Source organism: Streptomyces sp. NPDC097595, assembly GCF_044761525.1.
GTDB classification, from domain to species: domain Bacteria; phylum Actinomycetota; class Actinomycetes; order Streptomycetales; family Streptomycetaceae; genus Streptomyces; species Streptomyces drozdowiczii_A.
This window is the reverse complement of the sequence record NZ_JBIWCN010000022.1, coordinates 85,877-99,333: the sequence shown is the minus strand read 5'-3', so window position 1 is coordinate 99,333 and position 13,457 is coordinate 85,877. Positions and strand designations below refer to the sequence as shown.

General features: G+C 72.7%; 12 protein-coding genes. 4 read left to right on the top strand and 8 right to left on the bottom strand.

The features are described 5' to 3' along the window. Positions 1-398: 398 nt before the first annotated feature. Positions 399-2,216, bottom strand: coding sequence for an ABC-F family ATP-binding cassette domain-containing protein (locus ACIQZN_RS29135; protein WP_404000006.1), 1,818 nt, complete (start codon positions 2,214-2,216; stop codon positions 399-401). A 124-nt stretch (positions 2,217-2,340) separates the two neighbouring features. On the opposite strand from ACIQZN_RS29135, the gene ACIQZN_RS29130 reads away from it, so the two are divergent. Next, positions 2,341-2,970, top strand: a complete 630-nt coding sequence (locus ACIQZN_RS29130; protein WP_404000003.1) for a lipoprotein — start codon at positions 2,341-2,343, stop codon at positions 2,968-2,970. A gap of 25 nt (positions 2,971-2,995) precedes the next feature. Here the strand turns inward: ACIQZN_RS29130 and ACIQZN_RS29125 are convergent, their stop codons facing one another. The 5 genes from ACIQZN_RS29125 to rsmI all read right to left on the bottom strand — a co-directional run bounded on the left by ACIQZN_RS29125 (position 2,996) and on the right by rsmI (position 7,195). Further along, positions 2,996-3,889, bottom strand: a complete 894-nt coding sequence (locus ACIQZN_RS29125; protein WP_404000000.1) for a 4-(cytidine 5'-diphospho)-2-C-methyl-D-erythritol kinase — start codon at positions 3,887-3,889, stop codon at positions 2,996-2,998. Beyond that, a complete protein-coding gene (gene rsmA / locus ACIQZN_RS29120; RefSeq protein WP_403999997.1) occupies positions 3,886-4,788 on the bottom strand; it encodes a 16S rRNA (adenine(1518)-N(6)/adenine(1519)-N(6))-dimethyltransferase RsmA in 903 nt (300 codons plus the stop codon). Before rsmA ends, ACIQZN_RS29125 begins: the two co-directional genes overlap by 4 nt. 35 nt (positions 4,789-4,823) lie before the next feature. After that, positions 4,824-5,690: a TatD family hydrolase gene (locus ACIQZN_RS29115; protein WP_403999994.1), complete on the bottom strand. Its 867-nt coding sequence runs from the start codon at positions 5,688-5,690 to the stop codon at positions 4,824-4,826. 58 nt (positions 5,691-5,748) lie between these two features. Continuing rightward, positions 5,749-6,138, bottom strand: a complete 390-nt coding sequence (locus ACIQZN_RS29110) for a hypothetical protein (RefSeq protein ID WP_403999991.1) — start codon at positions 6,136-6,138, stop codon at positions 5,749-5,751. A gap of 160 nt (positions 6,139-6,298) precedes the next feature. After that, complete coding sequence (gene rsmI, locus ACIQZN_RS29105; RefSeq protein ID WP_403999988.1) at positions 6,299-7,195, bottom strand: 16S rRNA (cytidine(1402)-2'-O)-methyltransferase; 897 nt, start codon at positions 7,193-7,195, stop codon at positions 6,299-6,301. Between the two features lie 52 nt (positions 7,196-7,247). Here rsmI and ACIQZN_RS29100 point away from each other — a divergent pair, with 52 nt between their 5' ends. Both ACIQZN_RS29100 and ACIQZN_RS29095 read left to right on the top strand, forming a co-directional pair. Beyond that, on the top strand, positions 7,248-9,026 hold the full coding sequence (locus tag ACIQZN_RS29100) for a dolichyl-phosphate-mannose--protein mannosyltransferase (RefSeq protein ID WP_403999985.1): 1,779 nt from the start codon (positions 7,248-7,250) through the stop codon (positions 9,024-9,026). Positions 9,027-9,191: 165 nt separating this feature from the next. Continuing rightward, positions 9,192-10,850, top strand: coding sequence for a penicillin-binding transpeptidase domain-containing protein (locus ACIQZN_RS29095; RefSeq protein ID WP_404000104.1), 1,659 nt, complete (start codon positions 9,192-9,194; stop codon positions 10,848-10,850). Positions 10,851-10,866: 16 nt separating this feature from the next. Here the strand turns inward: ACIQZN_RS29095 and ACIQZN_RS29090 are convergent, their stop codons facing one another. Together ACIQZN_RS29090 and ACIQZN_RS29085 are read right to left on the bottom strand one after the other, a co-directional pair. Continuing rightward, complete coding sequence (locus tag ACIQZN_RS29090) at positions 10,867-11,502, bottom strand: NAD(P)-dependent oxidoreductase (RefSeq protein ID WP_403999982.1); 636 nt, start codon at positions 11,500-11,502, stop codon at positions 10,867-10,869. After that, positions 11,499-12,428, bottom strand: a complete 930-nt coding sequence (locus ACIQZN_RS29085; RefSeq protein ID WP_403999980.1) for an EamA family transporter — start codon at positions 12,426-12,428, stop codon at positions 11,499-11,501. The genes ACIQZN_RS29090 and ACIQZN_RS29085 overlap by 4 nt, the downstream gene beginning before the upstream one ends. A gap of 90 nt (positions 12,429-12,518) precedes the next feature. Between ACIQZN_RS29085 and ACIQZN_RS29080 the strand changes: the two genes are divergently transcribed. Next, the gene (locus ACIQZN_RS29080; protein ID WP_403999977.1) at positions 12,519-13,409 is read left to right on the top strand and encodes a LysR family transcriptional regulator; all 891 of its coding nucleotides are present in this window, start codon (positions 12,519-12,521) and stop codon (positions 13,407-13,409) included. The last annotated feature ends 48 nt before the right edge of the window (positions 13,410-13,457 follow it).

Genomic DNA, 13,457 nt, shown 5'->3' with positions numbered 1-13,457 from the left:
CCGCTGCCGGGGGCAAGACCCCGTGGACCACGACGGAATGGAGCGAATCGGGCATGGATCCCGCAGTGTCACGTCAGTCGAGCGGGACTTCTTTCTACCACCCGCCCGGGGACGCCTTCCGGTTCGGTCCGCCCCTGTTCCCAAGGGAGGACCGGGCCGTGATGCCGCTGTGATGCTTCGGACCGTCAGCCGCCGTAGACCACCACGGAGCGCGCGTCCACCTCGTCGTCGCCGTATGGAACAGGGCCCTGACGACGACGTCCCCGGCGGACCAGGGGCCGAACTGGTCCTCGCCGTTGCGCGGCAGGTCGACCCGGCCACCGGCTTCCCGGTCCGGACCCGGAACCGTCCGCCCGGGCCCCGCGGGCCGCCGGGCCGGGGGCCGCGTACTGCTGCGCTCAGGCGTCCTCGGCCAGTTCCAGCCAGCGCATCTCCAACACATCCCGCTCCGCGACCAGTTCCCGCAGCTCCGCGTCGAGCTTCGCCACCTTCTCGAAGTCCGTGGCGTTCTCGGCGATCTGCGCGTGCAGGGTCGTCTCGCGCGACGACATCTTCTCCAGCTGCCGTTCGACCTTCTGGAGCTCCTTCTTGGCCGCGCGCGCCGCCTGCGCGGAGACCGCGGGCGCCGCCGGGGCGGCGGACTGCGCGGCGGCCGGGGCGGTCGCGGGCGCCGCAGTCCCGGCCTGGCGCTGCCTGCGCTCCAGGTACTCGTCGATGCCGCGCGGCAGCATCCGCAGCGCCCGGTCACCGAGGAGGGCCATGACCCGGTCCGTGGTGCGCTCGATGAAGAACCGGTCGTGGGAGATCACGATCATGGAGCCGGGCCAGCCGTCGAGCAGGTCCTCCAGCTGGGTCAGGGTCTCGATGTCGAGGTCGTTGGTCGGCTCGTCCAGGAAGAGGACGTTGGGCTCGTCCATCAGCAGGCGCAGGATCTGGAGCCGGCGGCGCTCACCGCCGGAGAGGTCGCCGACGGGCGTCCACTGCTTCTCCTTGGCGAAGCCGAACTGCTCGCAGAGCTGTCCGGCGGTCATCTCGCGGCCCTTGCCGAGGTCCACCCGGTCCCGCACCTGCTGGACGGCCTCAAGGACCCGCAGGTTCGGGTCCAGCTCGTGGACCTCCTGGGAGAGGTAGGCGAGCCGGACGGTCTTGCCGACGACGATCTTCCCGGCGGCGGGCTGGACCTCGCCCTCGCTGCGGGCGGCCTCGGCGAGCGCCCGGAGCAGCGAGGTCTTGCCGGCGCCGTTGACCCCGACCAGGCCGATGCGGTCGCCGGGGCCGAGCTGCCAGGTGAGGTGCTGGAGCAGGGTCTTGGGGCCGGCCTGGACGGTGACGTCCTCCAGGTCGAACACGGTCTTGCCGAGCCGGGCGTTGGCGAACTTCATCAGCTCGCTGGTGTCGCGCGGCGGCGGCACGTCCGCGATGAGCTCGTTGGCGGCCTCGATGCGGTAGCGGGGCTTGGCGGTGCGGGCGGGGGCGCCGCGCCGCAGCCAGGCCAGCTCCTTGCGCATCAGGTTCTGCCGCTTGACCTCCTCGGTCGCGGCGATCCGCTCCCGTTCGGCGCGGGCGAACACGTAGTCGCTGTAGCCGCCCTCGTACTCGTGGACCGTGCCGCGCTGCACGTCCCACATGCGGGTGCAGACCTGGTCCAGGAACCAGCGGTCGTGGGTGACGCAGACCAGGGCGGAGCGGCGGGCGCGCAGATGGCCGGCGAGCCAGGAGATGCCCTCGACGTCGAGGTGGTTGGTCGGCTCGTCCAGGACGATCAGGTCCTGCTCGGCGATGAGCAGCTTGGCGAGCGCGATCCGGCGCCGCTCGCCGCCGGAGAGCGGGGCGATGACGGTGTCCAGGCCGTTCTGGAAGCCCGGCAGGTCCAGCCCGCCGAAGAGGCCGGTGAGCACATCGCGGATCTTGGCGCTGCCCGCCCACTCGTGGTCGGCGAGGTCGCCGATGACCTCGTGGCGGATGGTGGCCTCGGGGTCGAGCGAGTCGTGCTGGGTGAGCACGCCGAGGCGCAGCCCGCCGCTGTGCGTGACGCGGCCGGTGTCGGCCTCCTCCAGCCGGGCGAGCATCCGGATCAGGGTCGTCTTGCCGTCGCCGTTGCGGCCGACGACACCGATCCGGTCGCCCTCCGAGACGCCGAGGGAGACACCGTCGAGCAGGGCACGGGTGCCGTAGACCTTGCTGACCTGCTCGACATTGATGAGGTTGACGGCCACAAACGCTCCAGCTACGAGGAAGACTCCGGCCTTCCAGCGTAGTCGCCGCCGCACGGACCTCCGTACGAGCGCCCGCCCGGCCCCGGTGTACCTTGCGCGCATCGATCAAGGGGTGGGGATTGTCATGACACGTCGTACGGTTCGCGGGCTGGTGCCCGTCCTGCTGGCCGCGTCCGCGCTGACCGGCTGCTCGTCGGACGCGGATTCCGGCGAGGACGCGAAGCCGGGGAAGTCCGCGGCGCCCGCCGCGAAGACCGCGACCAAGGGCGGCACGGTCGGCGGCGCGGGCTCGGGCTGCGAGCTGCCGGTGACCTTCGACCTGGCGGCGGACTGGAAGCCGAAGGCCGTCGAGATCGACCCGGACTCGGACTTCGCCGAGCTGGCCGAGCAGGGCCCGGTCACCCTGGCCTGCGAGATCGACGCGAAACCGGCCGGGCAGATCGGCTTCCTGCGGGTCTGGCGGACGAAGGCCACGACCGTCACCCCGCGCGAGGCGCTGAAGGGCTTCGTCGGGGCGGACGAGAACGCCTCCGGGGCCGCGTACAAGGAGGTCAAGGGCAACGGGCAGCCGCTGACCGAGGTGACGTACACCGTCCACAGCGAGCTCATGGACGAGGACCGCCCCGCCCACGCCTTCGCCCTCGCCACCCCCGAGGGCCCCGTCGTGGTCCACCTGGGCGGCCTGGACGCGGACGAGCACGACGAGATGCTCCCGGCGTACGAGCTGGCGAAGCAGTCGGTACGGGTGGGCTGAGCGCCCTCCCGGAGAGACCGCGCGCCTACAGGACCGTCGCCCCCGGGGCCGGGGAGACCGCCGTACGCGCCGTGCGGCAGGTTCCCGAGGCGGTGAGGGCGGCGGCCACCCGGTCGGCCGTCGCCGCGTCCTCCGTGAGGAACGCGGTCGTCGGGCCCGAGCCGGAGACCAGGGCCGCCAGCGCGCCCGCCTCCGTGCCCGCCGCCAGGGTCGCGGAGAGGGAGGGGCGCAGGGCCAGCGCGGGGGCCTGGAGGTCGTTGCTCAGGTGGGCGGCCAGGGCCTTCGGGTCGCCGGACCGCAGCGCGTCGAGGAGGGCGTCCGATGCCACGGGCTCGGGGACGCGGGTGCCCGCCGTGAGGCGGTCGAACTCGCGGTACACCGCCGGGGTGGAGAGCCCGCCGTCGGCCACCGCGAACACCCAGTGGAAGGTGCCGCCGACCTCGACCGGGGTCAGCCGCTCGCCCCGGCCGGTGCCGAGCGCGGCGCCGCCGACCAGGCTGAACGGCACGTCGCTGCCCAGCTCGGCGCAGAGGGCGAGGAGGTCCTCGCGCGGGGTGCCGGTCCCCCACAGCGCGTCGCAGGCCAGCAGGGCGCCGGCCCCGTCCGCGCTGCCGCCCGCCATGCCGCCGGCGACCGGGATGTCCTTGGCGATGTGGAGGTGCACGTCGGGCGCGATGCCGTGGCGCGCGGCCAGCGCGGACGCCGCCCGGGCCGCGAGGTTCGACGCGTCCAGCGGGACCTGGGCCGCGTCCGGCCCGGAGCAGGTGATCCGCAGGCTGTCGGAGGGGGTGACGGTGACCTCGTCGTACAGGCCGACGGCGAGGAAGACGTTGGCCAGGTCGTGGAAGCCGTCGGGGCGCGCGGCGCCCACCGCGAGCTGGACGTTGACCTTGGCGGGGACCCGGACGGTGACGCTCACTGGGCACTCCCGGTCTCGTCGGCGGACTTGTTCTCGGCGACCGGCTTGTTCTCGGCGACCGCCGCGAACTCCTCGATCGTCAGGGACTCCCCGCGCGCCTGCGGCGAGATGCCCGCCGCGACGAGGGCGGCCTCGGCGGCGGGCGCGGAACCGGCCCAGCCCGCGAGTGCCGCGCGCAGCGTCTTGCGGCGCTGCGCGAACGCCGCGTCGACCACCGCGAAGACCTCCTGCTTGCTGGCGGTCGTCGCCACGGGTTCGCTGCGGCGCACCAGCGAGACGAGCCCGGAGTCCACGTTCGGCGCGGGCCAGAAGACCTTGCGGCCGATGGACCCGGCGCGCTTGACGTCCGTGTACCAGTTGGCCTTCACGGACGGCACGCCGTAGACCTTGTTGCCGGGCCGGGCGGCCAGCCGGTCCGCGACCTCCGCCTGCACCATGACGAGGGTGCGCTCGATGCTGGGGAAGCGGTCGAGCACGGTGAGCAGCACCGGCACGGCGACGTTGTACGGGAGGTTGGCGACCAGTGCCGTGGGCGGCGGTCCCGGCAGTTCGCGTACGAGCATGGCGTCCGAGTGCACCAGCGCGAAGCGGTCGGCGCGGGCGGGCATCCGGGCGGCGACGGTGGCGGGCAGGGCCGCCGCGAGGACGTCGTCGATCTCGACGGCGACGACCCGGTCGGCGACCTCAAGGAGCGCGAGGGTCAGCGAGCCGAGGCCCGGCCCGATCTCGACCACCACGTCGTCCGGCCGGACCTCCGCCGTGCGCACGATCCGGCGGACCGTGTTGGCGTCGATCACGAAGTTCTGCCCGCGCTGCTTGGTGGGGCGTACGCCGAGGGTGTCGGCGAGCTCGCGGATGTCTGCGGGGCCCAGAAGGGCGTCGGGCTCAGTGGTGCTCACCTGTAAAGCGTACGGGGCCCTGGGCGGGCCCCCGCTCAGTAGTCGAACGCCCTGGCCGTGTTGTCCGCGATCGCCTCCGCGAGCACGTCCTCGTCCAGCCCCTTCACCGCCGCCATCGCCCGCAGCGTGACCGGGATCAGGTACGGGGCGTTGGGGCGGCCCCGGTACGGCGCCGGGGTCAGGAACGGGGCGTCCGTCTCGACCAGGACCAGTTCCAGCGGGGCGACCGCCAGCGCGTCGCGCAGGGGCTGGGCGTTCTTGAAGGTCATGTTGCCGGCGAACGACATGAAGTAGCCGGCCTCCGCGCAGATCCGGGCCATGTCCGCGTCGCCGGAGTAGCAGTGGAAGACGGTCCGCTCGGGCGCCCCCGCGTCCGCGAGGATGCGCAGGACGTCCGCGTGGGCCTCGCGGTCGTGGATGACGAGGGCCTTGCCGTGGCGCTTGGCGATCTCGATGTGGGCCCGGAAGGACTCCTCCTGGGCGGCCATGCCCTCGGGGCCCGTACGGAAGTAGTCGAGGCCGGTCTCGCCGACGCCGCGTACGTGCGGCAGCGCGGCCAGGGCGTCGATCTCGGCGAGGGCTTCGTGCAGCGCGGCCGTACCGCCGCCTTCGCGCGCCCCCTGCCGCGACCAGCCATCCGGATCGCCATGCACGATGCGCGGCGCCTCGTTGGGGTGGAGGGCCACCGCCGCGTGCACGTTGGCGTGTGCGGCGGCGGTCTCGGCGGCCCAGTGGGACCCCTTCACGTCGCAGCCCACCTGGACCACGGTCGTCACGTTCACCGCGGCGGCCCGGGCGAGGCCCTCCTCGACGGTGCCGTCCTGCATGTCCAGGTGGGTGTGCGAATCGGCGACCGGCACCCGGAGGGGTTCCGGCAGGGGCGGGGCTTCGCTGCGGCTCATGGCCACGATCGTACGAGGATCGCGGCGCACCGGCCTACGCGGTCACGCGGTCACGCGGTCACTTGCGGAACGGGTGCAGGAGGTCGGAGAGGTGCCAGTGGTGATCGGCGGACGGGGCGACGGTGGCGGCCACCGGCTCCTCGGCCTGCTCACCGGCGGCCAGCGGCCCGGCCGCGGGCTGGGAGCGGTTCTGGTTGTGCAGGAACTGCTGGATGTTGGAGACGCGGCCGGCCCGCATGATCCGCACGACGTGTCCGCCGCAGTTGGCGCAGGTCGGGGTGGACAGGGGCGAGGGCACCCGTTCGCCGTCCGCCTTGTAGACCACGTAGGCGTGACCGGACGCGTCGGTGTGGTGCTCTATCTCGTACGCCTGCTCCCACCCGTGCCCGCACCTCATGCAGGCGAAGGCATATGCCTCGTGTGCGGTGGCTGCTGTGGTGTCGCTCATGCCTGCTCCTCTTGTCCGTCGGACAAGCACTCCGGGGAATGCGCCCTGTCTTCCAGTGGACGCCTTCACCGGCCAGAGCGCACCGGGCCCTGTCGAGTGTTGGAGCGGTTTTGGCCTTCTCGTGGTCAAAAGGGCCGGTACGCGGCTCTCGCTTTGCTTTTCAGGTTAGTCCTTTGCCGTCCGCATGGCCGGTCCGAGCAGCATTCTTTGCCGCCACGACGGCGTCGAACACCTCGCGCTTGGGCAGCCCCGCCTCGGCGGCCACGGCGGCGATCGCCTCCTTGCGCCGCTCCCCCGCCTCCTCGCGCACCCGCACCCTGCGCACCAGCTCCTCGGCGTCCAGATCCTCCCCGCCGGAGGTCGCGCCCTCGACCACGACGGTGATCTCGCCCCGTACCTGCTCGGCGGCCGACCATTCGGCCAGCTCGCCCAGCGGACCGCGCTTGACCTCCTCGTACGTCTTGGTCAGCTCGCGGCACACCGCGCCCCGCCGCTCGGCGCCGAAGACCTCGGCCATCGCGGCCAGGGTGTCGTCCAGGCGGTGCGGGGCCTCGAAGAAGACCATCGTGCGGGGCTCACGGGCGACCTCGCGGAGCTTGGAGAGGCGTTCGCCGCCCTTGCGCGGCAGGAAGCCCTCGAAGCAGAACCGGTCCACCGGCAGCGCGGACAGCGCGAGCGCGGTGAGCACGGCGGACGGGCCGGGCACGGCGGTGACCCGGATGTCCTGCTCCACGGCGGCGGCGACCAGCCGGTAGCCGGGGTCGGAGACGGACGGCATCCCGGCGTCCGTGACCAGCAGCACCCGGGCCCCGCCGGCCAGGGCCTCGACGAGTTCGGGCGTACGGGCGGTCTCGTTGCCCTCGAAGTACGAGACGACGCGTCCCGTGGTGTGGACGCCGAGCCCCTGGGTCAGCCGGCGCAGCCTGCGGGTGTCCTCGGCGGCGATCACGTCGGCCGCCTCCAGCTCGGCGGCGAGGCGGGGCGGGGCGTCCGCCAGGTCGCCGATGGGGGTCCCTGCGAGCACGAGCGTTCCAGTCGTTCCAGTCACAAGCCCCATCCTCCCGCACGGGGAACACCGCTCCCACAGACGCGTTCCCTACGATGGCGCGGTGACGAGTACTGCGCCCGAAGCCCGGCAGGGCCAAGACGCCGGGGAACAGCACGGCCCGGAGCCGACCTCCTGGCAGCGGCGGCTGCGCCGCTTCGGCCATTCCCCGCGCCCCGACACCGGGCTGCGGGAACGGCTGGACCCGCCGTACACCCGGCCCGGGAACCAGCTGTGGGCGGTGCTCGGCGTGCCGCCGCTGCTCGCGGACCGGCTGGTGCGCTGGTCGGCGTGGGGCGGTCCGCTGCTCGTCGCGGCGGTCGCGGGCGTGCTGCGCTTCTGGAAGCTGGGCAGCCCGCACGCGGTGATATTCGACGAGACGTACTACGCGAAGGACTCCTGGGCGCTGATCAACCAGGGGTACGAGGGCGCGTGGCCCAAGGACGTCGACAAGCTGATCCTGAACGACCCCTCGCAGGTGCCGGTGCCCACCGACCCCGGGTATGTGGTGCACCCGCCGGTCGGCAAGTGGATCATCGGGCTCGGCGAGCAGATGTTCGGGTTCACGCCGTTCGGCTGGCGGTTCATGGTCGCCGTGCTCGGCACGCTGTCGGTGCTGATGCTGTGCCGGATCGGCCGCCGGCTGTTCCGCTCGACGTTCCTCGGCTGTCTGGCGGGCGCGCTGCTCACGGTGGACGGGCTGCACTTCGTCATGAGCCGTACCGCGCTGCTCGACCTGGTGCTGATGTTCTTCGTGCTGGCCGCGTTCGGCTGCCTGCTGATCGACCGCGACTGGGCCAGGCGCCGGCTCGCGGCGGCGCTCCCGGTGGACGAGGACGGTGTGCTGCGCCCGGACACGTGGGTCGCCGAGCACCTGCGCCTGGGCTGGCGGCCCTGGCGGATCGCCGCCGGTGTCTCGCTGGGCCTGGCCGCCGCGACGAAGTGGAACGGCCTGTACATCATGGTCGCGTTCGGCCTGATGACGGTGTTGTGGGACGCGGGCGCGCGCCGCACCGCCGGGGCCGTGCGCCCGTACACGGCGGTGCTGCTGCGGGACGTGCTCCCGGCGTTCGTCTCGGTGGTCCCGGTCGCGCTGGCCACCTACCTCGCGTCCTGGACGGGCTGGATCGTCCGGAACTCGCCGGACCGGCACGGCTACTTCCGGGACTGGGCGACCACGGACGGCAAGGGCGGGAACTGGACCTGGCTGCCGGACTGGGTGCGCAGCCTGTGGCACTACGAGCACCAGGTGTACGACTTCCATGTGCACCTCACGTCCGGGCACACGTACCAGTCCAATCCGTGGAGCTGGATCGTGCTGGGCCGTCCCGTCTCGTACTTCTACGAGGAGCAGAACGGCTGCGCCGAGTCGGTGACCGGGAAGTGCTCCCGCGAGGTGCTGGCGATCGGGACGCCGCTGCTGTGGTGGGCGGCCTGCTTCGCCCTGGTGTACGTGCTGTGGCGGTGGATCTTCCGCCGCGACTGGCGGGCGGGCGCGATCGCCTGCGGGGTGGCCGCGGGGTGGGTGCCGTGGTTCCTGTACCAGGAGCGCACGATCTTCCTCTTCTACGCGGTCGTGTTCGTGCCGTTCCTGTGCCTGGCGGTGTCGATGATGATCGGCGCGATGCTGGGGCCGGCGGCGGAGACGGGACCACGGTACGAACTCGGGCTCGCGAAGCCCGATCCGTCCGGGGAGCGGCGGCGGACGCTGGGGGCGGTGGCGGCCGGGGTGCTGGTGCTGCTGATCATCTGGAACTTCATCTATTTCTGGCCGCTGTTCACCGGAACCTCGATCCCGGAGGACGCGTGGCGCGACCGGATGTGGCTGGACACCTGGATCTGAGCGGCCCATCCCACCATTCATGCCGAGCCCGCCTCCATTCATGCCATGTCCGCGTCGCATTCCGATAACAACCGGTACTCCTGTCACTACGGTCCCGTAGGGTGTCCCGTACAGCCTTCTTGAACGTGTTCAAGAAGCAGGCTCCGGGGGATGGGGACAGCGGTAATGCGCAGTGGAGCGAAGGTAGGCATAGTCGGCGGGGTGTTCGCGCTCGTGCTGGGCGGGGTGGGGTACGGGGCGTACAACGTCCTGGACGGCCTCGGGGACAGCGGTGTCGGCGGCAATACGAGCACGGCCGCCGACTCCTCCGAGGTGAGGTCGGGTCCGGTCACCGGGGAGGAGATCGCCGACACGTCGAAGAAGTTCCTCGCCGCGTGGGCGGAGGGCGAGGCGACGGTCGCGGCGGCGCTCACCAACAACAAGACGGACGCGGAGACCGCGCTGACCGGTTACAGCGACACGGCCCACGTCACCAAGGCCGTGATCACCCCGGGCAGGGCGACGGGCTCGACCGTCCCGTACACCGTGAAGGCGACGGTCTCGTACAAGGGCGCGACGAAGTCCTGGTCGTACGCCTCGAAGCTCACCGTCGTACGCGGACTGACCACGGGCCGCCCGCTGGTCGACTGGGAGCCCTCGGTCATCCACCCGGACCTCGCCAAGGGCGAGTCGCTGGAGACCGGTGAGTCGTCCAGCGCGTCGATCGAGGCGGTCGACCGCAACGGGCAGGTGCTCACCAAGGAGAAGTACCCGTCGCTCGCCGGCATCCTGGACGAGCTGCGCAAGAAGTACGGCGAGAAGGCCGGCGGCACGACGGGCATCGAGACCTGGATCAACAGCGCGAACGCCGACGGCGTGAACAAGACGCTGCTGACCCTGGTCAAGGGCAAGTCGGGCCGGGTGCAGACGACGATCGACGCGAAGATCCAGGCGGCGGCCGAGCGGGGCGTGAAGAAGTTCGAGAAGGCGTCGGTCGCCGCCGTGGAACCGTCCACGGGGGCGATCCGGGCCATCGCGAACAACCGGGGCGACGGTTTCGACGCGGCGCGGCTGGGCAAGGTCGCCCCCGGTTCGACGATGAAGATCATCACCGCCGCGATGATCATCCAGAACGGCCTGGGCAGCGCTGAGGGGCCCGTCGAGTGTCCGCCCCAGGTGACGTGGAAGGGAGTGCCCTTCCACAACCTGAACAACTTCGGGATGACGGACAACCCCACGCTGAAGCGGGCCTTCGCCAGGTCCTGCAACACCGCGTTCATCAAGCCCATCGACCCCTTGGGCGAGACGAAGCGGGACTCCGCCCTCCACACCGAGGCCGGCCAGTACTTCGGGCTCGGCGGCAACAACTGGAAGACCGGGATCGAGACTTTCGACGGGAGCGTTCCCGAGTCACAGGACGCCGAGACGGCCGCCTCGTTCATCGGCCAGGGCAAGATCCAGATGAACCCGCTCAACATGGCCTCGGTCACCGCCACCGCCGTCAACGGCCGCTTCCGGCAGCCGTTCATCGTGCCGCAGTCCCTGGACAACCGGACCTTCGCCACCGCGACCCCGCTGCCGCCCGGCGTCTCCGGCCAGCTCAAGGACATGCTGCGCTACACGGCGACCGCCCCCGAGGGCACCGCGACGCAGGCCATGGCGAGCGTCGGCCCTGACAAGGGCGCCAAGACGGGCTCGGCGGAGGTCGACGGCCACGCCACCTCCGACAGCTGGTTCACCGGCTTCAGCAACGACCTGGCGGCCGCGGCGCTGGTCCAGTCCGGCGGCCACGGCGGCGACGCGGCGGGCCCGGTCGTCGCGGAGGTCCTGCGAGCGGGGCCGTGACGGGTCCGGCAGAACCTCAGTAGCCCACCGTGAAGTGCCGTTCCCCGCGCGGTCGTTCCAGCTCGTCCAGCACCGCCACCGCCAGGTCCTCCACCGCGATGCGGGACGCGCCGCCCTCCGTAGCGAGCAGGGTCGTCGTGCCCCGGCGGTACGCACCCGTGCGGGGGCCAGGCTCCAGGACGGCGGGCGGGCTGAGGTAGGTCCAGTCGGCCGCCGGGTGCGCCCGGCAGGCGGCGAGCTGGGCCGAGCTGGCGGCGGCCACCGTGCGCCACTGCGGCGGTACGTACGCGGGGTCGTCCACCACCAGCCGCCCGGGGTGCCCGGGGACCTCCAACGGGCCCGCGCCACCGATCACCAGGACGCGCGTCCCGGTCTTCGCCGCCGCGTCGAGCAGGGCTGTCGTCGTCGCGGCGATCGTGTGCTCGCGCCCCACGGGCGGCCGGGTCGCGGCGACCACCGCGTCGGCCCCGTCGAACAGGGCGCACATCGCGTCGGTGTCGTCCGCGTCGCCCGCCACCGGGGTGACGCCGGGCGGCAGGGCGTCCGGCCGGGTGGAGCGGTACACCGCGAGGAGCGCATGGCCCCGGTTCGCGGCTTCGGTGACGACGCGGGAACCGGCCATGCCTGCGGCTCCGATGACGGCGATCCTCATCGAGGGGTCCTTTCGGGTACGGGAGTTGCGGGGACGATCGACGTTCGGGCGCGCCCCGGAAGCTGGCCCCCGACGATCGAGGCGAGGGCGAGCGCGAAGCCCGTGAGCTGGACCGGGCCGAGCGTCTGGCCGAGGACGAGCGCGCCCAGGCCGGCCGCGACGAGCGGCGAGAGCAGGCCGAGGACGGCCACCGAGGTCACCGGCAGCGCGCCGATCCCCCGGAACCACAGGGCGTACGTCAGCAGCCCGCCGACCAGGCCCAGCCAGAGGTAGCCGAGCGCGGCCCGGCCGCCGATCGCGGGCGGCGCACCCTCGGCGAGGAAGGTCACCGGCGCCAGGAAGAGGCCCCCGGCGGTGAGCTGCCAGCCGGTGAAGGCGAGCGGCCCGACGCCTTCGGGCCGCCCCCACCGCTTGGTGAGCGTCACGCCGAGCCCCATCGTCGCGGCCCCGGCGAGACCGGCCGCCACCCCGGCCGCGTCCAGCTCCGCCCCGGGACCGATGACCACGAGGCCGACGCCGAGCACCCCCGTAACACCCCACAACAGGGGCCGCGCTCCCAGCGGTTGGCGCAGGACGGCCACCGCGAGGACGGCGACGACGAGCGGTTGCGCGGCGCCCAGCGTCGCGGCGACGCCGCCGGGGAGCCGTTCGGCCGCGATGAACAGCAGCGGCAGGAAGAGCCCGATGTTGAGCACCCCGAGCACCGCCGCCTTCCCCCACCAGACGCCGCGCGGCAGCGTGCGGGTGAGGGCGAGGGCGATGAGACCGGCGGGCAGGGCGCGCAGGAAGCCGGCGAACAGCGGGTGCCCGGCCGGCAGGAACTCCGTGGTGACGATGTAGGTCGTGCCCCACACCGCCGGGGCGAGCGCGGTCAGGGCGGTACGGGGCAGCGCCCCGGCAGCCCCCCGCGTGGGTCGGCTTGTCATGTCCCGAGTCTCGGTCCGGGCCCATTGATGAGTCCAACACATGCTCGTCACCGCATTGATCTCGATACACGATGAATGCATGATGCACCCATGGAGCTCCAGCAGATGCGTTACGTGATCGCCGTGGCCGAGACCGGCAGCTTCACCCGGGCCGCCGAGAGGTGCCTCGTCGTGCAGTCGGCCCTGAGCCACCAGATCGCCCGCCTGGAAAGGGAGTTGGGCGGTCGGCTCTTCGCGCGGACCACCCGCCGGGTCCGGCTCACCCCGGCCGGTGAGGCGTTCCTGCCGGCCGCCCGCCAGTGCCTGGAGGCCGCCGAGCGCGCCGCCGCCGAGGTCGCGGCGGCCGTCGGCGAGGTGCGCGGCCGGCTCGCGGTGGGCCTGATCCCGACGGTCACCGCCGTCGACCTCCCGGCCGCCCTGGGCGACTTCCGCCGGCGCCACCCCCAGGTGCGGGTCAGCCTGCGGGTGGGCGCCAGCGACGAGCTGGTCGAGCAGGTCCGCGAGGGCACCCTCGACGTGGCCTTCCTCGGGCTGCCCGCGACCGCCGTGCCCCGGGGCGTCGGCCGCCACGAACTGGCCCGCGACCGGCTCGTCGCCGTGGTCGCCCCGGACCATCCGCTGGCCGGGGCGCCCTTCGTGGACCTGCGGAGACTCGCCTCGGAGGTGTTCGTGGACTTCCCGGCGGGCACGGCCGGACGCGCCCAGACCGACCAGGCGTTCGCCGCCGCCGGACTCGTCCGGGACGTCGCCTTCGAGGTCACCACCGCGGACTACATCGCGAGCCTCGTCACCCCGGGCCTGGCGGTGGCGATGCTGCCGCCCGCGTACGCCGTCCAACTCCCGGGCATCGTCGCGGTCGAGGTCTCCGACGCGCCGGTCCGCGTACAGCACGCGACCTGGAGCCGGTCCGGCCGCACCCCGGCCGCGACGGCGTTCCTGGGGGCGCTCGGCATCCCCGTAACGGACGGGGAGGACTCATGAAGCCATGACCCGAAGTATTGACACGCTCTTGTCAGGGACGGAACACTC